The organism is uncultured Desulfovibrio sp. (assembly GCF_902477725.1).
Lineage (GTDB): Bacteria > Desulfobacterota > Desulfovibrionia > Desulfovibrionales > Desulfovibrionaceae > Desulfovibrio.
Genome location: NZ_CABSIF010000005.1, coordinates 174,511 through 193,221 on the forward strand (window position 1 = coordinate 174,511; position 18,711 = coordinate 193,221).

Consider the following 18,711-nt stretch of genomic DNA (forward strand, 5'->3'; position numbering starts at 1 on the left):
TGCCCTAGCCCTGGCGCTGCTTGTGCCGGGGGTTTTCGCAGATAACTCGAAGCACTCCCTTGCGCCGGATAACCTTACACTTGGGGCATATTTTCTTGACGGAAGGTCTTACTTTCATACCTCAATCTCCAATAAGAAACCATTGCATTGACCAAATAAAGATCCGGCTTGCGGCTTCGCCACGATAGAACAACAGGCCGCAGTCCTCAAAATAAGGACGGGAACGAAAATCTTTATCCAGCTTTAACGCTGATGTCAACCTTCAATTGTGTGCCGGTTCAAACCACGGTCCGAAATGCTAAGAATCTGGGGGCCATTTGGGGTTATGGCAACACTGTGTTCAAAGTGAGCGGCCCACAAACCGTCGCGAGTCACGGCGGTCCACTGATCGTCCAGAATGTCCACTTCGTAAGTGCCAACAGTTACCATGGGTTCAATGGCAATGACCATGCCGTTTTGCAAGGTCAACCCACGCATGCCCGGCCTGAAGTTCGGAACTTCGGGCTTTTCATGCATTTTTGCGCCCACGCCATGCCCAACAAAACGTCGCACAACATTGAAACCGGCTGCCTCAACATAATCCTGAACAGCTGCGCCGATGTCGTAGACATCATTGCCAGCCCGGGCCTGTTCAATGCCAACGTACAGGCTTTCTTCCGTTATCCGCATGAGCTTGCGGGTTTCGTCGCTAACCTTGCCAACCGGAAAGGTACGAGCGGCATCGCCCACAAAACCTTCATAAACAACGCCCATGTCGATGCTGACGATATCGCCTTCCTTAAGCAGCCGCGCAGAAGGAAAACCATGCACCACCTGCTCGTTGACCGAGCAGCACAGAGCGAAAGGATAACCGCAGTACCCCAGAAACGCTGGCTTTACCTTATAGTCGGCGCACATGTCGCGCGCCAACTCTTCAAGACGCATGGTAGGCAGGCCCGGCTCCACCATATCGCCCACGGCATCCAGTATGTTGGCCACCATGCGGTTTGCTTCCCGCAGGCAGGCCACTTCCCTTTCATTCTTGATGAATGCGCCGTGATATTTTTTCATTATACAATCACCATCCGCGCTTGCGAAAGCGGAGGGCAAGCCAGAGGCCTGCCCCAACTTTCTAAAGCCTGCCGCTCTTCCGCGCCTTGGCCATGAGGCCCTGATACTGGCTGGAGATCATGTGTGATTCCACCTGATTCATGAAGTCCATGGCCACACCCACAAGGATCAGCAAACTCGTGCCGCCAAAATAAAAGGGCACGTTGAAGTTGCTGATGAGCAGCATGGGCAGCAGGCAGACTATTGAAATATAGGTGGCCCCCGAAAGGGTCAGCCGCGAAAGCACCGTGTCCACGTATTCCTGGGTTTTTTCACCAGGACGAATCCCAGGGATGAACCCGCCGTTCTTCTTCAGATTTTCAGCCATATCCTTGGGATCAAAAATGATTGCCGTATAGAAATAGCAGAAAAAGAACATCAAGGCCACATACAGGACGTTGTAAGCAACGCCGTGCGGCGAGAAGAATTCTGCTGCCTGCTTCACATAAGGATTGGTCGAAAACTGACCAATGGTAGCAGGAAACAGCAACAAAGAAGATGCGAAAATAGGCGGAATAACGCCCGCCGTGTTCAGACGCAAAGGCAGGTGCGAGTTCTGACCACCGTACATTTTACGCCCAACCTGACGCTTGGCGTAACTGATTGGGATTCTTCTCTGTGAGCGCTCCACGAACACGATGGCTACAGTAACCGCAGCCATCAAGACCACGATAACAATTGCCATGAAGATGCTCATGTCGCCAGCCTGAATAAGAGCCACAGACTGGATGATGCCACGGGGAATGCCCACAACAATACCGCAGAAAATGATCAGCGAGATACCGTTGCCGATACCGCGCTCCGTGATCTGCTCGCCAAGCCACATGACCAGCACGGAACCAGCCGTAAAGGTCGCCATGGTCACAAGACGGAAATGCCAGCCGGGTGCCAGAACCACAGGCGCGCCAGCGGGGCTGGTCATATTTTCCAGACCAACGGCAATGCCAAGGCCTTGCACCAGGGTGATAAGCACTGTGAGGTAACGGGTGTACTGCGTAATTTTACGCCGTCCCGCCTGTCCTTCTTCCTTGGCCATGCGCTTGACGTCGGGGCTGACCACCTGCAAAAGCTGGATGATAATGCTTGCCGAAATGTAAGGCATGACGCCCAGAGCGAACACCGAGACGTTGGACAGGCCGCCGCCAGAAAACATGTCGAACAGGCTGAAAAGCGTGCCGGACATGCTTTGAAAAAACGACGCCAGCGCAGAAGCGTCAACGCCCGGAATGGGTACGTGAACGCCAATGCGGTAGCAGCACAAAATCAGGAAGGTCCAGCCGATGCGTTTGGTCAGCGAAGCCTGGCCCGCCATATTGTTTGCCGATCCTACTGCCATGAAACACTCGTTGCGTTTGTGCGCCTGTGGCGCAGTATGTGCGCAACGTCATTGCCCGCCTCGCGGCGGGCAATGACGCCAGTGAAAGCCGTGAGGCCGCGCTTGCGCGCGGCCACCTGAATTATTCAGCGGCAGAAACCGCTTCCAGCTCAGTGACGTTACCGCCGGCCTGACGGATCTTTTCCGCAGCAGACTGGCTGAACTTGTGAGCCTCCACCGACAGAGCACCTGAGACTTCGCCGCGCGAAAGAATTTTCACGGGCGCGCCCATGCGGACAATACCGCGAGCGTACATGTCGTCAAGGGTGATGGTGGTTTTGCCCGGGAAGGCCGACACGAGCGCGTCAAGATTGACGATGTCGTAGGTGACCTTGAAGGGAGCATTTTTAAAACCGTGCTTGGGCAAACGGCGTTGCAGGGGCATCTGGCCGCCTTCGAAACCAGGGCGGACACCGCCACCGGCGCGAGCGTTCTGCCCTTTGTGGCCCTTGCCCGCAGTGCAGCCCAGACCGGAACCAGAGCCACGGCCCACGCGACGGCGGGTCTTACGCTCTTCCGGAAAAGGAAACAGATTGTGCAGTTGCATGGTATATCCTTTGGCCGTTACTCAACAACGGCAACCATATGCGGAACTTTGGCGATAATGCCCCGGATAGCCGGGGTATCCTTGAACGTCTTGACCATCTCGCGGCGCTTGAGGCCAAGGGAGTCCAGCAGCTTGCGCTGCGCAGGCGTGGAGCCGATGCGCGAACGCACGAGTTTTACCTTGATTTCTGCCATGGTTACTTCCTCGGGGCTTCCAGCTTCTTACCGCGCAGGGCCGAAACATCTTCGGCGCTGCGCAGGGAAACGAGGCCCTGCATGGTGGCACGAAGCACGTTGTGCGGATTGTTGGTACCAATGGCCTTAGCGAGGACGTCGCGGATGCCTACGGCTTCCATGACGGCGCGCACGGCACCGCCGGCAATGATGCCGGTACCTTCAGAGGCGGGCTTCAGCATGACGCGACCGGCGCCGAAACGACCGAGCACTTCATAAGGAAGGGTGCCTTCAACCAGGGCAACCTGAACGCGGTTCTTGCGAGCGCGTTCGGTGGCTTTGCGCAGTGCTTCAGGCACTTCCTGGGCCTTGCCCAGACCGAAGCCCACGCCGCCCTTGCCATCGCCCACGACAACGAGGGCGCTGAAGCTGAAACGGCGACCGCCCTTGACGACCTTGGCCACGCGGTTGAGGGAAACGATCTTTTCGATTTCGCCCAACTCGTTCTGCTGAGTTTCAGTATTTTCCTGACGCATATTAGAACTCCAAGCCGCCTTCGCGGGCGCCGTCGGCTACGGCCTTGACGCGACCGTGATAAATGTACCCGTTGCGATCGAATACCACCTGATTGATATTCTTCTCCTTGGCCATCCGGGCAATTTCCTTGCCCACCATCTCGGCGCCGCTCTTGTTGCAGTGCATGCCGGCTTCGGTCTTGGAAAGCATAAGGGTAGAGGCGGCAGCCAGGGTCACGCCGTCCAGATCGTTGATGATCTGGGCGTAGATGTGCAGGTTGGACCTGAACACAACCAGACGCGGGCGCTCAAAGGTGCCGTTGACTTTCTTGCGGATACGGATCTTGCGGCGCTGCCGGGATTCGTTCTTGCTGTATTTCATGACGCGCCCCCCTACTTCTTGCCGCCGGACTTACCAACCTTGCGGCGGATAGTCTCGGTAACGTACTTGATGCCCTTGCCCTTGTAGGGTTCAGGCTTACGAATGCGGCGAATCTTGGCGGCCATTTCGCCCACAAGTTCCTTGTCGATGCCGGAGAGGGTCAGAACCTGACCTTCAACCACGGCCTTGATGCCGTCGGGCAGTTCAACGAGCACAGGGTGGGAATAGCCCACTGAAAGCTCGATAATGTTGCCCTTGACCGCCACGCGGTAACCGACACCGATAACTTCCAGGCCCTTGGAGAAGCCCTTGGTAACGCCTTCAATGCAGTTGGCAATAAGGGTACGGCGCAGGCCGTGCTGCGAACGGCTCTGGCGGGTATCTTCTATACGGCCAAGGGTCACGTGACCATCGGCCTGCTCGTAAGTGAGCAGAGAGCAGACAGGGGTGCTCAGCGAGCCCTTGGGCCCTTTAACTTCCACAACATCCGTTCCGATCTTGACTTCAACGCCATTGGGAACGGCAACGGGCAGTCTACCTATTCTCGACATGGTGCACCGCCTACCAGATTTCGCACAGAAGTTCGCCGCCCACCTTCTTCTCATGGGCGGTCATGCCGTCCAGCACGCCGCTGGACGTGGACAAAATGCAGATGCCGAGGCCGTTCTGCACCCTGGGGATGTTATGCGCGCCAACATAAACCCGGCGACCGGGCGTGCTCACACGCTTCAGCCCGCTGATGACGGGCTTTCCCTTCTGGTACTTAAGGGTAATAACAATGTTTTTTTCGGCCACGGCCACGTCTTCGACGTAACCTTCCTGCTTGAGGATGGCGGCTAAAGATTCCTTCATCTTCGAGCTCGGCACATTTACTTCCTTGTGCAGGGCCAAATGCGCGTTGCGGATGCGCGTGAGCATATCCGCAATGGGATCTGTCAACATCGAATGCTCCTGAGAGTTTGGGGGCGGGGTTGACGGCACGATGCCGCCACTTCCCGCTGGCGCGCAGGGCGCGCCTCCCGGGTGTTTGCACACCCGGAAATTTTACCAGCTCGACTTGCGCACGCCGGGCAGTTCACCACGAAGGGCCATGTTGCGGAAGCAGATACGGCAGATGCCGAACTGGCGCAGGAAAGCCCTGGGGCGACCGCAAAGCGGGCAGCGATTGTAGGCGCGGGCGCTGAACTTAGGCTTGCGCTTGGCCTTTACTTCCAGAGAAGTACGGGACATTGCTTAACTCCTACTTGCGGAACGGCATGCCAAGCTGGTCGAGAAGGAACTTGCCTTCTTTGTCCGTGGCCGCCGTGGTGACGATGGTGATGTTCATGCCCTTGGGGTTTTCAACACGGTCAGCTTCCAGTTCGGGGAAGATGGTGTGTTCTTTGATGCCCAGGGTGAAATTGCCGCGTCCATCGAAACCGCGGTCAGGAATACCACGGAAGTCACGCACTCGGGGCAAGGCAAAGTTCATAAGCTTGTCCAGAAAGTCCCACATGCGTTCCTTGCGCAGGGTGACGCGCACACCGATAGGCATGCCTTCGCGCAGCTTAAATGCGGCGATGGACTTTTTAGCCCGGGTAACCACAGCTTTCTGGCCAGCAATCGCGGTAAGTTCCGCCATGGCTTCTTCCATCAGCTTGTTGTTCGAGCTAGCGGCGCCAAGGCCGATGTTCAGAGAGATCTTTTCGATACCGGGCAGTTGCATCGAAGAGGAGTAACTGAACTCCTTCTGCAGTACCGGAACCACCTTCTCTCTATATATCTTTTCAAGGCGTGTCATCGTATCACCTTATTCCATTACTTCGTTGCACTTTTTGCAGAAGCGCACTTTCTTTTCCTTGCCCTCGGACTCGATGGTCTTGTAACCCACTCGAGTGGCCTTGCCGCAGGCAGAGCAGACAACCATAAGGTTGGACACGTGGATAGGCATTTCCTTTTCCACGATACCGCCAGGCTGCTGGGCATAGGGGTTGGGGCGCATGTGGCGCTTGACCATGTTGGTCTTTTCCACAAGCACGCGATCCTTCTTGCGCAGGATCTTCAGCACCTTGCCGATTTTGCCCGCGTCCTTGCCGGCGATTACCATCACCTTGTCGTCCTTGCGGATGCGATACATTTTCATGACGGTCTCCTACAGCACTTCCGGGGCCAGCGAAATAATTTTCATAAAGTTCTGGGCGCGCAGCTCACGGGCCACGGGGCCAAAGATACGCGTACCCACCGGCTCACCCTGGTTGGAGAGCAACACAGCGGCGTTGCCGTCGAACTTGATGTAGCTGCCGTCCATGCGACGCACTTCTTTAGCGGTGCGCACGATAACAGCCTTCATAACATCGCCCTTCTTAACCTTGCTGTGGGGCATTGCTTCCTTAACGGAAACCACGATAATGTCGCCCACCGAGGCGTAGCGGCGGTGTGAACCGCCCAGCACCTTGATGCAGGCAACCTTTTTGGCGCCGGAATTATCGGCCACCTGAAGCGTCGATTCTACCTGGATCATGGCACTACCCTACACGGCTTTTTCAATGATGGAGACCAGATGCCAGCGCTTGTTGCGCGAAAGCGGACGGAACTCCACAATTTTAACCTTGTCGCCCATACCGCATTCGTTCATGGGATCATGAGCCGTGAACTTCTTGCGGCGCCTCACATACTTCTTAAGCAGAGGATGCTTGACCAGGGTCTCGACGCGCACGACAATGGTCTTGTCGTTCTTGTCGCTCACCACAATGCCGGTCAGCATTCTGCCCTTGCGATCTTCCAGAGCTTGCATGTTCAGGCCCTCTGTTCCTTTTCGTTCAATACGGTCTCGATGCGCGCCACCTGCTTACGCATGACTTTCAGTTCGGAAGTCTTTTCAAGCTGCGCAGCGGCATGCTTGAAGCGGGCGTTCATCAGTTCCTGGCGCTGCTCGGTAAGAGCCGTGCGCAGTTCTTCCACGCTCATGGAGCGCAAATCCTGTGCGGCGGGCCGGGCGGCGGTTTCGGTCTTTTTCTTGGCAGCCATTTAGATGCCCTCCCTCACCACAATGATGGTCTTAACGGGCAGCTTGTGAGCGGCGCGGGTCAGCGCCTCACGCGCGAGGTCAAGGCTCACGCCCTTGATTTCATACAGCACGCGACCGGGCTTGACTGGAGCGCACCAACCCACGGGCGCGCCCTTACCGGAACCCTGACGGGTTTCCAGAGGCTTGGCCGTGACGGGGCGGTCGGGGAACACACGGATCCACACTTTGCCGCCACGCTTGATGTGACGCATCATGGCGATACGAGCAGCTTCAATCTGCTGGCTGGAAAGCTGGCCATGCTGCACGGTTTTAAGGCCGATATCACCAAACGCAATGGTGGCGCCGCGGGTGGCCAGGCCACGCAGGCGGCCTTTCTGCCACTTGCGGAATTTAACTCTTTTGGGCGCAAGCATTACTGATCAACCTCTTTGTCAAGGATTTCACCCTTATAGATCCACACCTTGACACCAATGATGCCGTAGGTGGTGTGCGCTTCGGCAAAACCGTAGTCAATGTCGGCACGCAGGGTCTGCAAGGGCACTCGGCCATCGCGGTACCATTCGGTACGGGCGATTTCTGCACCGGCCAGACGTCCGGCGCAGGTTACCTTGATGCCTTCGCCGCCAAACTTGCGGGCCATGGACACGGTACGCTTCATGGCGCGCCGGAAGGCCACGCGGCGCTCGAGCTGCTGGGCGATGTTCTCGGCCACCAGCTGGGCGTCCACTTCGGGGCGACGAATTTCGTTCACTTCAAGAGAGAACTCGCGGCCGAACTTCTGACGAAGATCGTTGCGAAGCTTTTCGATTTCCACACCCTTGCGGCCGATAACAATACCGGGGCGAGCGGTGGAAAGGATAAGCCGTACCTTGCCGCCGGCACGTTCGATCTCGATCTTGGAAACCCCGGCATGAAACAGGAGCTTCTTCACGAACGCGCGGATTTTGCTGTCTTCATAGACAAAGGCAGGGTAGTCCTTCTTGCTGAACCAGCGGGACTGCCAATTCTTGTTATACCCAAGCCGGAACCCGAACGGATGTACTTTCTGACCCATAGCCTATTCCTGCCCTTCTGCGAGTATAACGGTGATGTGGCTGGTGCGCTTGTGAATCTTGGTCGCCCGGCCCTGAGCCCGGGGCATAAAGCGCTTCCAGGTGGGGCCTTCGTTCACCACGATTTCCTTCACCACCATGGCATCCACATCAACGCCGCCCAGCTGCGAGGCATTGGCCAACGCGCTCTTGAGCACGCCGAAAAGCACGCCAGCGGGCTTGTTGGGCGTGAAGCGCAGAAGGTTCATAGCCTCCTCCACTCCAAGACCCTGCACGTTCTTGGCCACAAGACGGGTCTTGCGCGGCGAAACGCGCTGGAATTTTGCAATAGCTTTAGATTCCATATGCCTACCCTACTTCTTGCCGGCCTTGGCCTTTTTGTCGGCGGCATGCCCATGGAAGGTACGAGTGGGCGAGAATTCACCCAGCTTGTGGCCAACCATGTTTTCGGTAACGAACACCGGCACGAACTTCTTGCCATTGTGCACCGCAAAGGTCAGTCCCACCATTTCGGGCAGGATGGTCGAGCGGCGCGACCAGGTCTTGACTACACGGCGGTCGCTGTTGGCCACGGTGCTGTCGACCTTTCTCATCAGATGGCCGTCAACAAACGGCCCTTTTTTCAACGATCTCGGCATGAGCTACTCCTACTTCTGGCCGCGGCGTTTGATGATCAGCCGGGAAGAGGCCTTCTTCTTGTCGCGGGTCTTGTAACCCTTGGCAGGCATACCCCAAGGCGACACAGGATGACGGCCACCAGAGCTTCTGCCTTCGCCACCGCCCAGGGGGTGGTCGATCGGGTTCATGGCAACGCCGCGAACCTTGGGACGACGACCCAGCCAGCGGTTGCGGCCAGCTTTGCCCAGAGAGATGGTTTCGTGATGCACGTTGCCCACCTGACCCACAGTAGCCACGCAGGTAGCAAGCACCTTGCGCACTTCGCCCGAGGGCAGACGCAGCAGGGCATAGTTGCTTTCCTTGGCGACCAGCTGGGCATAGGTACCGGCGGCGCGGCACATCTGGCCGCCCTTGCCGGGGTAAAGCTCAATGTTGTGCACAATGGTACCCACAGGGATGCGGGCCATCTGCAAAGCATTGCCGGGCTTGATGTCGGCCACGACGCCATTGCGCTCGTTGATGCCGGACATGATCTTGTCACCCTGTTTCAAGCCAACCGGAGCGAGGATGTAGCGCTTTTCGCCGTCCGAATAATGGAGCAGCGCGATACGGGCGGTACGGTTGGGATCGTATTCAATGTGCGCAACAGTGGCTTCAACGCCAGCCTTGTCGCGCTTGAAATCGATGATACGGTACAGACGCTTGACACCACCACCGCGACGGCGGCTGGTGACTCGACCCAGATTGTTGCGACCGGCCTTCTTGGTGAGGCCTTCAGTGAGCGACTTCTCAGGGCGCGTCCGGGTGATTTCCTCAAAGTCGGAAACCGTCTGGAAGCGACGCCCCGCGGAGGTCGGTTTCAGCTTGCGGACAGCCATGATTACACTCCCTCGAAGAACTCAATTTTATCGCCCTGGCGCAGCGTAACATACGCTTTCTTCCAGCCGGGCTTACGGCCTACAACGCGACCCTGACGCTCCCTGTTCATGGGGGCGCGGCGCACAACGTTGACGGCTTCCACTTTAACATCAAAAGCCTTTTCCACGGCCAGCTTGATTTCAAGCTTGTTGGCCAGGGTGTGAACCATAAAGGCCACCTGCTGGGCTTCGTCCTTGATCAAGGTCGTCTTTTCGGTCAGCAGGGGCTTGAGCAGAACAGAAGTAGTTTCCATCTTACGCCCCCTTCTTTGCGAAACGCGCCTGAACAGGTTCGATAGCGCCTTCAAGCAGAACGAGCTGCTTGTGCTTGAGGATTTCAAGCACGCTAAGGCGATCGACAGTGGTCAGGGTGAGGCCCGGAATATTGCGAGCGGAACGAACCAGCGCGCTGTCTTCTACGGGCGCCACGATGAGAGCCTTGGAAAGGCCCAGCGTGTCGGCAACCTTGGCGAAATGCTTGGTTTTGGCTTCGGGCAGTTCAATACCCTTGACCACCATCAGGGTTGCAGCAGCCAGGCGGCTCGACAGGGCCATCTTCATGGCCAGGGCGCGCACCTTGCTGTTAACCTTGAAGCTGTAATCGCGGGGGCTGGGTCCGAAGATAACGGCACCACCGCGCCAAATGGGCGAACGGTTGGAGCCGGAACGTGCACGGCCCGTACCCTTCTGTTTCCAGGGCTTAGCGCCGCCGCCGGAAACCAGCGCACGGGTCTTTACCATATGCGTGCCGGCACGTTTAGCCGCCATTTGGGCGCGCGCCACGAGGTTGAGGATTTCGGGCCTCACCTCGATTTCGAACACGTCGGAAGCCAGCGTGATTTCGCCGCTTTCCTGCTTGTTCTGGTCATATACTTTCACGGTAGCCATTGCTGCTTCCTCTACTGCTTGCGGATCAGCACCAGCCCGTTCTTGGGGCCGGGCACGGAACCTTTGACCAGAATGACGTTGTCCTCAGGACGCACATCAACGATGGTCAGGCCCATTTCCGTAACGGTTTCATTGCCCCAATGGCCCGCCATTTTCCGACCCTTAAAAACGTGGCCAGGAAAGGTGTTGTTACCAATGGAACCATTGTTGCGGTGCACCTTTTCGCAGCCGTGGGTATCTTTGGAGCCGGCGAAATTCCAGCGGCGCATGCGCCCCTGGTAGCCTTTACCCATGCTTGTGCCGGTCACCTTGACCGTATCGCCTGCGGCGAAAATTTCAACGGTCAGTTCCTGACCCAGCTCCTGCTCCGGCGCACCCGCAAGGCGGATTTCGCGCAGATGGCGGAAAAGACCCTTGCCAGCCTTGGCGAAGTGTCCCTGCAAAGCCTTGGTGCTGTGCTTTTCCTTAGCGGGGGTCAGCGCGATCTGAACGGCGTTGTAGCCGTCCGTCTCCGCAGTTTTGACCTGGGTGACGGGGCACGGACCGGCCTCAATCACCGTGACAGGCACGGCAGCGCCAGCGCCGTCAAATATGCGGGTCATACCAAGTTTGCGACCCAAAATTCCCATTTTCTCAGCCATGACTGCCTCTCGCTAGAGCTTGATTTCCACGTCCACACCGGCGGGCAACGAAAGCTTGCCCAGCGCGTCGACGGTCTGCTGCGTGGGTTCCAGGATATCCATGAGCCGCTTGTGAATGCGCATTTCAAACTGCTCACGGGACTTTTTGTCCACATGCACGGAACGCTGCACGGTGTACTTGTGAATGTTGGTGGGCAGGGGAATTGGTCCCGCCACACCGGCACCGGTATTGCGCGCCGTATCCACGATTTCCGCAACGGCTTTATCCAGAATGCGGTAATCGTAGGCTTTGAGCTTGATCCGAATGCGATCGCTGCTAACTGTCGTCATTGTGCCTACTCCGTTTGCAAAAACATCCCGCGCGGCCTTTGGGCTACGAGCGCGGGCTCCTTCACAGCATACGCGGGCCATGAAGCATGGCCCGAAGGGCCGACCTCACCCTGGCAAGGAACGGAAAACGGAGCAACGTAAGGGGTTGCGCTAATGCGCGCATCACGCCTGAAATTTCAGGAAGAATTCGGAAGATTGGACGCCTGAACGCGCCTGCATCATCCGCGTGATGCTCCCCAGCGTCGCCCAGGCTAAGCCACTCCATAGAAAGAGCGGCCAAGCGGTCCCGCAGGGTCACCAAATGGGGGCTATCCCCCTACCTTACAGCCCCGGGTCACGCGCGGCCTGGGGGCTGCGGTGGGATCCGTCTTTGGGCTGGAACGGCTCGACATTGTCCGGCATTCGGTAACGCCTGCACATGTCAAAACCCTCTACAACCACAATATTGCGGTCACGTTGGGTGCATCAGGATGGACTCAACCCATCCTTCCCTGCCGTCCAGGGAACGCCGATAAAAATTACTTCTTATCGCGTGGAGATTTTTTCTATCCAAGTTCCCCTTGAACGTCAAGCCATTTTTGCAATATTTTTATCACGTCATCCAGGTTATTTGCCGCGCCAATCTTACTTCTTGACGCCTGGCCTCGCAAAAACTACAAGAGCCGCACCCCTCCGGCAATTTGCCAAGATGACGCTCTTTTGTCGCACACCCTCCATTATTGTGCAGTAAATTGCCATCTTAGGTTCCGATATTTTCAGGAGATCCCATGTCCATGATTGATGCCGCTAACAGGGCAAAACTCAATTCATACCAAGATACTGTCATAAATTACATCACAAATGAGAATGGACATATCCTGGCTGTGAGCGATGACCAGGCTTTTTGCACACAGTTGCGCCTAACCCTGGCCAAAGAGATGGGGCTTACGGCGCAGAGCATTTTTACTGCCATTGCAGATCCCCGCATGATGCTGCGTGAGCTGCGCGACATTCTGGCCCGGCACCCTGCCCCTCTTATCTTTATGGAGCGCAGTATCGGAGGGCAGGATCTGAGCTTTCTTGTGAGCCAGATCAAGCAGGCCTTCACAGCGCTTAAAATTATTGTGCTCACAAGCGATGTGCAGCGCGACCGCCTCATGCTGCTCCACGAAGTTGGGGCAGACAACTTTATCGCCAAGCCTGTTTCTGCCAATACTCTCATTGAAAAAATGGCTTTTACCCTCAGGCCGCAAAGCAAGCTAGGGCAGGTCATTGACGTGGCAAAAAAGCTGTTGGCGCAAAAAAAATACGACCTGGCACTGACCGCCTGCCAGAAGGTTTTGCAGCTCAAGCCTGGCAGCGCCGCGGCATTTCTGGTTATGGGCGATATCTTCCGCGCCACCCAGCAATACGACAAAGCACGTATCTCTTATGAATCAGCCGCAAAATCTGCCGATCTCTACCTCGCCCCGCTTCAGCGCCTTGCTGAAATGTACGCGGAAATTGGCGATGTGACACAGCAGGTGCGCTATCTCGAAAAGCTGGATTCGATCTCGCCTCTTAACGTGAACCGCAAGGTCAGCTTGGGTGAGGCCCATCTGGCCAACGGCGATGTGGAAAAGGCCGAGGCCTTTTTTGAAAAAGCAGTGGTGCAGATGAACCGAGAAGCTGCCGACGGCCTCAGCGCCCTCTCAAGTCGGATTGCCAGTATTTATGGCGAACGTGATCCCGAAAAGGCAGAAAAATTTCTGCGCAGCAGCCTTGAGGCCAAGGGCAAACGCCTTGGGCGGGAAGATCTGGCCCTGTTCAACCAGCTTGGCATCAGCCTGCGCAGGCAGGGCCGCTGGCAGGACGCCATCAGTGAGTACAAGCGCGCCATCAAGGTCGCCCCTGACGACTCCACGCTCTATTATAATGTAGGCATGGCCTTTGCCGAAGGCGCGGATTTTATCCAGGCCAAGGCAAACCTCGTGAAGGCTCTGGATCTGGAGCCGGAAATGGTCAAGAGCAACGCCTCCATTGCCTGCAACTTTGGTGCTGTTTTTCTACAGTCGGGCGACCGTGTCCGGGCTGTGCAGTTTTTTCAGACGGCGCTTACCCTCAAGCCCGATATGAAACTTGCGCTGCAAGGGTTGGAGCGCGCAAAAAAATGATTCAACAAGGTGGCTGCTGTGCTCTCATGGGCGCACTGACACCGCTCTGCAGCCTCCTGCCCGATAATATTTTTGCCGCGTTGCATTGCCAACCTCAATGTTATGTCTTATTTTTAAGGGATGCCGTGCATTGTCCATTTGGGACCAGGCACCGCGCATTCAGTACGTTCCGCAGCGCACCCGAAACAGGTGTTTGCGCAGCATAAGCGACCGGACATGGTGCCAGACAGATCAGATCGAAAATATTTGTTTGCACCACGTGGATATTGAAAAATCCGCACCGCGAATTGCTTTTCCCGTTACGAACGAAGACAGCAGAGATGCTTAGGCGGTAAGCGAGCATTTCAAAGTGAAAATGCTCTAGTAAGGAGACTTCATGTTTGGTTTTCTTTTCAAAAAAATCTTCGGCAGCACCAACGACCGCTACTTGCGCAAGCTCCACCCCATGGTACAGCGCATAAACGCGTTCGAGCCTGAAATGCAGCAGCTGGCCGATGCCGACTTTCCTGTACGCATTGCGCAATACCGTCAGGAAGTGCAGGACGGCACAAGGACTCTCGACGCTCTGCTGCCCGAAGTTTTTGCTCTGGTGCGCGAGGCCTCAAGCCGCATACTGGGCATGCGCCACTATGACGTGCAGCTCGTCGGCGGCATGGTTCTGCACAAGGGCAAAATTGCCGAAATGAAAACCGGCGAAGGCAAAACCTTGGTGGCCACCCTGCCCGTGGTGCTCAACGCCCTGTCTGGCAAGGGCGTGCACGTGGTCACGGTCAACGATTACCTTGCCAAACGCGACTCGGCCTGGATGGGCCAGCTATACGAATTTCTGGGCCTGACTACGGGCGTCATCGTGCATGGCCTTGATGACGAAGAACGCAAGGCCGAATACGCCAAGGATATCACCTACGGCACCAACAATGAATTCGGCTTCGACTACCTGCGCGACAACATGAAATTCTACGCCAACCAGCTGGTGCAGCGCGGGCACAATTTTGCCATTGTGGACGAAGTGGACTCCATCCTCATCGATGAAGCCAGAACGCCGCTCATCATTTCCGGCGCTTCCGATGAGTCGGTGGGCATGTACCGCACGGTGGACGACATTGTCCGTCAGCTCACCGCCGAACACTACACGGTGGACGAAAAAGCCCGCACCGCCATGCTCACCGATGATGGCGTGGCCCGGTGCGAGGAACTGCTCAAGCTGGACAACCTTTTTGACCCCGCCAACATCACGGCCCAACACCATGTGATGCAGTCGCTCAAGGCGCATCAGATTTTCAAGCGCGATGTGGATTATATTGTTCAGGAAGACCAGGTAATTATTGTTGACGAATTCACTGGCCGCCTTATGGCTGGCCGCCGCTATTCAGATGGCCTGCATCAGGCGCTGGAAGCCAAGGAACACGTCACCATCGCGGCTGAAAACCAGACGCTGGCCTCCATCACCTTCCAGAACTACTTCCGCCTGTACGACAAGCTTTCGGGCATGACCGGTACTGCGGATACCGAAGCTGTGGAATTCCATCAGATCTACAGCCTTGAGGTCATCTCCATTCCCCCCAACAGGCCCATGGTTCGCAAGGATTATCCTGACCTCATCTACCGTTCGCGGCAGGAAAAGTTTGACGCCATTGTTGAAGCCATTGCCGAACTGCACAAAAAAGAGCAGCCCGTGCTTGTGGGCACAATTTCCATTGAAACGTCCGAAATGCTTTCGCACCGGCTGAGCAAACTCGGCATTCCGCACAGCGTGCTCAATGCCAAGCAGCACGAGAAAGAAGCCGAGATTGTGGCGCTGGCAGGCCAGAGAGGCCGCGTCACCATTGCCACCAACATGGCTGGCCGTGGTACGGACATCATGCTGGGCGAAGGCGTTGTGGATCTGGGCGGCCTGCACATTCTTGGCACAGAACGGCACGAAAGCCGCCGCATCGACAACCAGCTGCGTGGCCGCTCGGGCCGTCAGGGCGATCCTGGCTCTTCGCGCTTCTACCTTTCGCTGGAAGACGACCTCATGCGCCTCTTTGGCTCTGACCGTATCAAGGGCCTCATGGAAAAACTTGGCCTGCGCGATGGCGAAGCCATTGAGAATGCCATGGTTACCCGCGCGGTGGAAGGCGCTCAAAAGCGTGTGGAAGCCCACCACTTTGAAATACGCAAAACACTGCTTGATTATGACAACGTCATGAACCAGCAGCGCGAAGTTATCTACACCCTGCGCCGCGAGCTCATGGTTGAGGAAGACCTTGAGCCCGTTTTGCAGGAATTCATGAGCGATGTGCTGGATGACGTGTACAGCCCGCTGGCATCCCTGCCTGTGGACGGTCAGGACGATGCCCGCGCCGCAGCTCTGGCGCGGCTGCGCGATGTCTTCAACCTCGACAGAGTGCTTGATGAAGGCGCACGCCTGCCCGAACGCGAAGAAACCGAAGTTATGGCCCAGGGTATTCTTGACAAGCTCAAGGCGGAAACCGGCCCCACCTATGCCGATATTCTGCGTTACTTTCTGCTGGAAGAGCTTGACCGCTGCTGGAAAGAACATTTGCGCAACATGGACGCCCTGCGCGACGGCATAGGTCTGCGCGGCTACGGCCAGCGCGATCCCAAGCTGGAATACAAACGCGAAGGCTTTGAAATGTTCCAGGCCATGCTGTTCCAGATTCGCGAAAGCGTGTTCCGCGCCCTTACGCGCATTCGTGTACAGATTGAGCCTATCGCCGCCGAACCCGAACAGCAGGAAGTGGAAGTGCCGGTCGAAGAGCCGCAGCTTTCCCCTGTGTCGCGGGAATACCGCCATAAGGAAAGCAATTCGCAGCTTTCTTACTCCAGCGGCGGCAGCATTTCGGAAGACCCCAAGAAGCCCGCCAAGGCCGCGCCGCGTATTGGCCGCAATGACCTTTGCCCCTGCGGCAGCGGCAAAAAGTACAAAAAGTGCTGCGGGCAGGATAAATAGCCAAGTAATTGCATTAGATCGCTATACCAAGAGACACAAAAGGCGGGGACAACCCCGCCTTTTTATGTTCCATGCTCTGTGCGTACGCAGCAACAATGCTTCAGCGCGCCGATCATGCGGCGCGACAGGCAAAAAGTCCTATGCCTGGGATGAAAAAAACTTTGTCCCTACGCTGCCGATGATGATAAGGGCGATGAAAAACAGCTGGGGCAGCGAAACCTTGTCGCCGAAAAAAAGCGCCCCGCCCAGAACCACGCCCACAGTGCCTGCGCCTGTCCAGAGGGCATAGGTCATCCCCGCCGGGAGCCCGCGCATGGCCAGTGCCAGCAGGCCCATATTCACGAAGCTCAGCACAATGGGCACTGCCGCGGCCTGCCAGTTGCCCAGCGTAGAAGCCCACTTGAGGCTGAGCGCCCACAAAATCTCGGTCACCACGGCCAAACTCAATGCAAACCATGCCATATCCAATACTCCTTTGCGTGGGCTCGGATAAAAAGGCACGGCCTGCGGAAACCCAAAAGAACAGAACAATGCATCCACGGAACGGCGTACAACTGCCATCTGTCCATAGATGTGTCAACCTGCGAGCCCCTACTCCCGAAAATCAGAAATAATCCGAAAAATACGGCTTGTCCGGCGGGATCAGTGTCTCCAGCGTTTTCAGCAGATGATAGTCCATGTCAATGCGGTCATTGTTGTACAGATAGGTGGGGCGCTTGTATCCCATCAGCATCGTTGTGAGCGTTTTGATATCCAGCGAGAGGCGATGCCCTGTGCTCCAGGTGTTTACCTTTTCGCAAAAAGTACGCCCGTCACGCCAGCTCACATGGAAGATGCCGTTGTTCCACGGGGCCATGACATCGCTCACTTCCAGTTCAAGAGTCAGCTTGGGGTCTTCAAACTGGAAGGAGTACAGTTCGATAAAGCGCTGCACATCCACAATGCGCGCCATGGCGTAGGGCTGAATGCTCTCGTCAATTTCACTGTCTTCAAACTGAAAGGCAATGGGCTCGCCAGTGTAATTGGCGCCTTCCACCTTGGTTATCATGGAAAAATGGGCGCTGATGTAGTTCCAGATGCCGTACTTGGCCTCCTGGTTCAGATAGACCATTTCCTTGATACTGAAAACTTCGTTCTCAATGTAGTAGATAACATAGCCCAGGGGCTTGCCGTCGGCGCTGTAGTACACTGCCGCCATGACGTCGTCCGAATCCCAGCGCCAGTACTCCTCCCACTCCAGCTTGCCGCGAATGAGCGCGCCGTGTTCCTGAAGCGCAAAATACTTGTAAACGCGGTGCAGGTCTTCGCACTCGATGTCCACGCGCTCGATCTGCCCGTCCACGGGGTGGCGCTTGGGCAACTGGGTGTCCTTGATGGCAAAGGTCATCTTGTCCGAAACAATTTCCCAGCCGTGCTTGCGGTACAGGGGGATGGAATAGGGGCAGAGGTAGGAAACAATCTGCTGCTGTGAGCGCATGTATTCAAGGCTTTTGCCAATGAGCGAATGGATCAGCCCGCGCCCCGTATATTCGGGATAGGTAGCGACGCCGGTGATGCCGCCCATTTTGCAGATTTCGCCCTGGATGTTCACTTCCATCGGGTAGATGACGATCTGCGAGGCAAGATGCCCCTTGTAGAACCAGCCCATGACGTGGGATGCCTCAAATATGGGCATCTTGGACTGCTTCATCTCCATGTCGGACCAGCCGATACGGGCCATTTCGGATGTGCTGACCTGAAAGGCGTAGCGCAGCAGGGCCTCAAATTCTTCAAAATCCTCTTCGCCAAGCTGGCGCAGTTCAAAGGCTTCTGTGCCTACGTCCTTGCCCGAAGGGGCTTCTCTGTGGGGGGCGGCAGTGCCCTGCGCGGCTGACCCGCGCTCGGGTCGGGCAACAGGAACAAGCGGTGCACCATCGTGTTCGTCAGGGGGCACCCCTGCGCCACGAAAAGGATGCGGCTCAAGCCGTGGCCCCTCAAGAGGGGGAAGATGTTGCTGTTTATGAAGAATACGCATGCAATGCCTTCCAGATAAGTGTGGAAAACCGCTGTACATCGGGTGACCCGATTGCGCAAGCGGTTTGACTTGGCC

The 18,711-nt window shown here is 56.5% G+C and carries 28 protein-coding genes; 2 read left to right on the top strand and 26 right to left on the bottom strand.

Annotated elements, in window-relative coordinates; translation table 11 throughout:
- Positions 1–4: 4 nt before the first annotated feature.
- From rpmJ to rpsJ, 24 genes are all read right to left on the bottom strand, one after another.
- Positions 5–118, bottom strand: a complete 114-nt coding sequence (gene rpmJ, locus RDK48_RS06005; protein ID WP_005027799.1) for a 50S ribosomal protein L36 — start codon at positions 116–118, stop codon at positions 5–7.
- A 137-nt stretch (positions 119–255) separates the two neighbouring features.
- Positions 256–1,050, bottom strand: coding sequence for a type I methionyl aminopeptidase (gene map, locus RDK48_RS06010; protein WP_298996525.1), 795 nt, complete (start codon positions 1,048–1,050; stop codon positions 256–258).
- A gap of 61 nt (positions 1,051–1,111) precedes the next feature.
- Positions 1,112–2,425 (bottom strand): preprotein translocase subunit SecY, encoded by a 1,314-nt coding sequence (secY, locus tag RDK48_RS06015; protein ID WP_298996522.1) that lies wholly within the window; start codon positions 2,423–2,425, stop codon positions 1,112–1,114.
- Between the two features lie 121 nt (positions 2,426–2,546).
- The gene (gene rplO / locus RDK48_RS06020) at positions 2,547–3,011 is read right to left on the bottom strand and encodes a 50S ribosomal protein L15 (RefSeq protein WP_298996519.1); all 465 of its coding nucleotides are present in this window, start codon (positions 3,009–3,011) and stop codon (positions 2,547–2,549) included.
- A gap of 17 nt (positions 3,012–3,028) precedes the next feature.
- Positions 3,029–3,205, bottom strand: a complete 177-nt coding sequence (gene rpmD / locus RDK48_RS06025; protein ID WP_022658164.1) for a 50S ribosomal protein L30 — start codon at positions 3,203–3,205, stop codon at positions 3,029–3,031.
- A gap of 2 nt (positions 3,206–3,207) precedes the next feature.
- A complete protein-coding gene (gene rpsE, locus RDK48_RS06030) occupies positions 3,208–3,720 on the bottom strand; it encodes a 30S ribosomal protein S5 (protein ID WP_022658163.1) in 513 nt (170 codons plus the stop codon).
- A 1-nt stretch (position 3,721) separates the two neighbouring features.
- On the bottom strand, positions 3,722–4,081 hold the full coding sequence (rplR, locus tag RDK48_RS06035) for a 50S ribosomal protein L18 (protein WP_298996516.1): 360 nt from the start codon (positions 4,079–4,081) through the stop codon (positions 3,722–3,724).
- Between the two features lie 11 nt (positions 4,082–4,092).
- Positions 4,093–4,632: a 50S ribosomal protein L6 gene (gene rplF / locus RDK48_RS06040; RefSeq protein ID WP_298996513.1), complete on the bottom strand. Its 540-nt coding sequence runs from the start codon at positions 4,630–4,632 to the stop codon at positions 4,093–4,095.
- 10 nt (positions 4,633–4,642) lie between these two features.
- Positions 4,643–5,023: a 30S ribosomal protein S8 gene (gene rpsH / locus RDK48_RS06045; RefSeq protein ID WP_022658160.1), complete on the bottom strand. Its 381-nt coding sequence runs from the start codon at positions 5,021–5,023 to the stop codon at positions 4,643–4,645.
- A 102-nt stretch (positions 5,024–5,125) separates the two neighbouring features.
- Positions 5,126–5,311, bottom strand: a complete 186-nt coding sequence (locus RDK48_RS06050; protein ID WP_012624307.1) for a type Z 30S ribosomal protein S14 — start codon at positions 5,309–5,311, stop codon at positions 5,126–5,128.
- Positions 5,312–5,321: 10 nt separating this feature from the next.
- Positions 5,322–5,861, bottom strand: a complete 540-nt coding sequence (gene rplE / locus RDK48_RS06055; protein ID WP_022658159.1) for a 50S ribosomal protein L5 — start codon at positions 5,859–5,861, stop codon at positions 5,322–5,324.
- A gap of 9 nt (positions 5,862–5,870) precedes the next feature.
- The gene (gene rplX, locus RDK48_RS06060) at positions 5,871–6,203 is read right to left on the bottom strand and encodes a 50S ribosomal protein L24 (protein WP_022658158.1); all 333 of its coding nucleotides are present in this window, start codon (positions 6,201–6,203) and stop codon (positions 5,871–5,873) included.
- 9 nt (positions 6,204–6,212) lie between these two features.
- Positions 6,213–6,581 (bottom strand): 50S ribosomal protein L14, encoded by a 369-nt coding sequence (gene rplN / locus RDK48_RS06065; protein ID WP_022658157.1) that lies wholly within the window; start codon positions 6,579–6,581, stop codon positions 6,213–6,215.
- A gap of 9 nt (positions 6,582–6,590) precedes the next feature.
- On the bottom strand, positions 6,591–6,854 hold the full coding sequence (gene rpsQ, locus RDK48_RS06070; RefSeq protein ID WP_022658156.1) for a 30S ribosomal protein S17: 264 nt from the start codon (positions 6,852–6,854) through the stop codon (positions 6,591–6,593).
- Positions 6,855–6,856: 2 nt separating this feature from the next.
- Positions 6,857–7,087, bottom strand: coding sequence for a 50S ribosomal protein L29 (rpmC, locus tag RDK48_RS06075; protein ID WP_298996508.1), 231 nt, complete (start codon positions 7,085–7,087; stop codon positions 6,857–6,859).
- Positions 7,088–7,501 (bottom strand): 50S ribosomal protein L16, encoded by a 414-nt coding sequence (gene rplP / locus RDK48_RS06080; protein ID WP_022658154.1) that lies wholly within the window; start codon positions 7,499–7,501, stop codon positions 7,088–7,090.
- Positions 7,501–8,142, bottom strand: a complete 642-nt coding sequence (gene rpsC, locus RDK48_RS06085; RefSeq protein WP_022658153.1) for a 30S ribosomal protein S3 — start codon at positions 8,140–8,142, stop codon at positions 7,501–7,503. The genes rplP and rpsC overlap by 1 nt, the downstream gene beginning before the upstream one ends.
- A gap of 3 nt (positions 8,143–8,145) precedes the next feature.
- Positions 8,146–8,484 (bottom strand): 50S ribosomal protein L22, encoded by a 339-nt coding sequence (rplV, locus tag RDK48_RS06090; RefSeq protein WP_022658152.1) that lies wholly within the window; start codon positions 8,482–8,484, stop codon positions 8,146–8,148.
- A 9-nt stretch (positions 8,485–8,493) separates the two neighbouring features.
- The gene (gene rpsS, locus RDK48_RS06095; RefSeq protein WP_298996505.1) at positions 8,494–8,778 is read right to left on the bottom strand and encodes a 30S ribosomal protein S19; all 285 of its coding nucleotides are present in this window, start codon (positions 8,776–8,778) and stop codon (positions 8,494–8,496) included.
- 9 nt (positions 8,779–8,787) lie between these two features.
- Complete coding sequence (rplB, locus tag RDK48_RS06100; protein ID WP_298996503.1) at positions 8,788–9,636, bottom strand: 50S ribosomal protein L2; 849 nt, start codon at positions 9,634–9,636, stop codon at positions 8,788–8,790.
- A 2-nt stretch (positions 9,637–9,638) separates the two neighbouring features.
- Positions 9,639–9,929, bottom strand: a complete 291-nt coding sequence (gene rplW / locus RDK48_RS06105; RefSeq protein ID WP_022658149.1) for a 50S ribosomal protein L23 — start codon at positions 9,927–9,929, stop codon at positions 9,639–9,641.
- Between the two features lies 1 nt (position 9,930).
- On the bottom strand, positions 9,931–10,563 hold the full coding sequence (gene rplD / locus RDK48_RS06110) for a 50S ribosomal protein L4 (RefSeq protein WP_298996501.1): 633 nt from the start codon (positions 10,561–10,563) through the stop codon (positions 9,931–9,933).
- 11 nt (positions 10,564–10,574) lie between these two features.
- A complete protein-coding gene (gene rplC, locus RDK48_RS06115; protein ID WP_022658147.1) occupies positions 10,575–11,204 on the bottom strand; it encodes a 50S ribosomal protein L3 in 630 nt (209 codons plus the stop codon).
- Positions 11,205–11,216: 12 nt separating this feature from the next.
- The gene (rpsJ, locus tag RDK48_RS06120; protein ID WP_022658146.1) at positions 11,217–11,534 is read right to left on the bottom strand and encodes a 30S ribosomal protein S10; all 318 of its coding nucleotides are present in this window, start codon (positions 11,532–11,534) and stop codon (positions 11,217–11,219) included.
- A gap of 767 nt (positions 11,535–12,301) precedes the next feature.
- Here rpsJ and RDK48_RS06125 point away from each other — a divergent pair.
- Together RDK48_RS06125 and secA are read left to right on the top strand one after the other, a co-directional pair.
- Positions 12,302–13,666, top strand: coding sequence for a tetratricopeptide repeat protein (locus tag RDK48_RS06125; RefSeq protein ID WP_298996498.1), 1,365 nt, complete (start codon positions 12,302–12,304; stop codon positions 13,664–13,666).
- A gap of 376 nt (positions 13,667–14,042) precedes the next feature.
- Complete coding sequence (gene secA, locus RDK48_RS06130; protein WP_298996496.1) at positions 14,043–16,622, top strand: preprotein translocase subunit SecA; 2,580 nt, start codon at positions 14,043–14,045, stop codon at positions 16,620–16,622.
- 138 nt (positions 16,623–16,760) lie between these two features.
- On the opposite strand, the gene RDK48_RS06135 is transcribed toward secA, so the two are convergent.
- Together RDK48_RS06135 and eis are read right to left on the bottom strand one after the other, a co-directional pair.
- A complete protein-coding gene (locus RDK48_RS06135) occupies positions 16,761–17,084 on the bottom strand; it encodes a multidrug efflux SMR transporter (RefSeq protein WP_298996494.1) in 324 nt (107 codons plus the stop codon).
- Positions 17,085–17,226: 142 nt separating this feature from the next.
- Positions 17,227–18,636 (bottom strand): enhanced intracellular survival protein Eis, encoded by a 1,410-nt coding sequence (gene eis / locus RDK48_RS06140; RefSeq protein WP_240824093.1) that lies wholly within the window; start codon positions 18,634–18,636, stop codon positions 17,227–17,229.
- Positions 18,637–18,711 lie beyond the last annotated feature (75 nt).

Bases quoted from the DNA above. Each gene is read 5' to 3' on its own strand.
- rpmJ (WP_005027799.1), bottom strand. From the start codon at position 118: ATGAAAGTAAGACCTTCCGTCAAGAAAATATGCCCCAAGTGTAAGGTT.
- map (WP_298996525.1), bottom strand. From the start codon at position 1,050: ATGAAAAAATATCACGGCGCATTCATCAAGAATGAAAGGGAAGTGGCC.
- secY (WP_298996522.1), bottom strand. From the start codon at position 2,425: ATGGCAGTAGGATCGGCAAACAATATGGCGGGCCAGGCTTCGCTGACC.
- rplO (WP_298996519.1), bottom strand. From the start codon at position 3,011: ATGCAACTGCACAATCTGTTTCCTTTTCCGGAAGAGCGTAAGACCCGC.
- rpmD (WP_022658164.1), bottom strand. From the start codon at position 3,205: ATGGCAGAAATCAAGGTAAAACTCGTGCGTTCGCGCATCGGCTCCACG.
- rpsE (WP_022658163.1), bottom strand. From the start codon at position 3,720: ATGCGTCAGGAAAATACTGAAACTCAGCAGAACGAGTTGGGCGAAATC.
- rplR (WP_298996516.1), bottom strand. From the start codon at position 4,081: ATGAAATACAGCAAGAACGAATCCCGGCAGCGCCGCAAGATCCGTATC.
- rplF (WP_298996513.1), bottom strand. From the start codon at position 4,632: ATGTCGAGAATAGGTAGACTGCCCGTTGCCGTTCCCAATGGCGTTGAA.
- rpsH (WP_022658160.1), bottom strand. From the start codon at position 5,023: ATGTTGACAGATCCCATTGCGGATATGCTCACGCGCATCCGCAACGCG.
- RDK48_RS06050 (WP_012624307.1), bottom strand. From the start codon at position 5,311: ATGTCCCGTACTTCTCTGGAAGTAAAGGCCAAGCGCAAGCCTAAGTTC.
- rplE (WP_022658159.1), bottom strand. From the start codon at position 5,861: ATGACACGCCTTGAAAAGATATATAGAGAGAAGGTGGTTCCGGTACTG.
- rplX (WP_022658158.1), bottom strand. From the start codon at position 6,203: ATGAAAATGTATCGCATCCGCAAGGACGACAAGGTGATGGTAATCGCC.
- rplN (WP_022658157.1), bottom strand. From the start codon at position 6,581: ATGATCCAGGTAGAATCGACGCTTCAGGTGGCCGATAATTCCGGCGCC.
- rpsQ (WP_022658156.1), bottom strand. From the start codon at position 6,854: ATGCAAGCTCTGGAAGATCGCAAGGGCAGAATGCTGACCGGCATTGTG.
- rpmC (WP_298996508.1), bottom strand. From the start codon at position 7,087: ATGGCTGCCAAGAAAAAGACCGAAACCGCCGCCCGGCCCGCCGCACAG.
- rplP (WP_022658154.1), bottom strand. From the start codon at position 7,501: ATGCTTGCGCCCAAAAGAGTTAAATTCCGCAAGTGGCAGAAAGGCCGC.
- rpsC (WP_022658153.1), bottom strand. From the start codon at position 8,142: ATGGGTCAGAAAGTACATCCGTTCGGGTTCCGGCTTGGGTATAACAAG.
- rplV (WP_022658152.1), bottom strand. From the start codon at position 8,484: ATGGAATCTAAAGCTATTGCAAAATTCCAGCGCGTTTCGCCGCGCAAG.
- rpsS (WP_298996505.1), bottom strand. From the start codon at position 8,778: ATGCCGAGATCGTTGAAAAAAGGGCCGTTTGTTGACGGCCATCTGATG.
- rplB (WP_298996503.1), bottom strand. From the start codon at position 9,636: ATGGCTGTCCGCAAGCTGAAACCGACCTCCGCGGGGCGTCGCTTCCAG.
- rplW (WP_022658149.1), bottom strand. From the start codon at position 9,929: ATGGAAACTACTTCTGTTCTGCTCAAGCCCCTGCTGACCGAAAAGACG.
- rplD (WP_298996501.1), bottom strand. From the start codon at position 10,563: ATGGCTACCGTGAAAGTATATGACCAGAACAAGCAGGAAAGCGGCGAA.
- rplC (WP_022658147.1), bottom strand. From the start codon at position 11,204: ATGGCTGAGAAAATGGGAATTTTGGGTCGCAAACTTGGTATGACCCGC.
- rpsJ (WP_022658146.1), bottom strand. From the start codon at position 11,534: ATGACGACAGTTAGCAGCGATCGCATTCGGATCAAGCTCAAAGCCTAC.
- RDK48_RS06125 (WP_298996498.1), top strand. From the start codon at position 12,302: ATGTCCATGATTGATGCCGCTAACAGGGCAAAACTCAATTCATACCAA.
- secA (WP_298996496.1), top strand. From the start codon at position 14,043: ATGTTTGGTTTTCTTTTCAAAAAAATCTTCGGCAGCACCAACGACCGC.
- RDK48_RS06135 (WP_298996494.1), bottom strand. From the start codon at position 17,084: ATGGCATGGTTTGCATTGAGTTTGGCCGTGGTGACCGAGATTTTGTGG.
- eis (WP_240824093.1), bottom strand. From the start codon at position 18,636: ATGCGTATTCTTCATAAACAGCAACATCTTCCCCCTCTTGAGGGGCCA.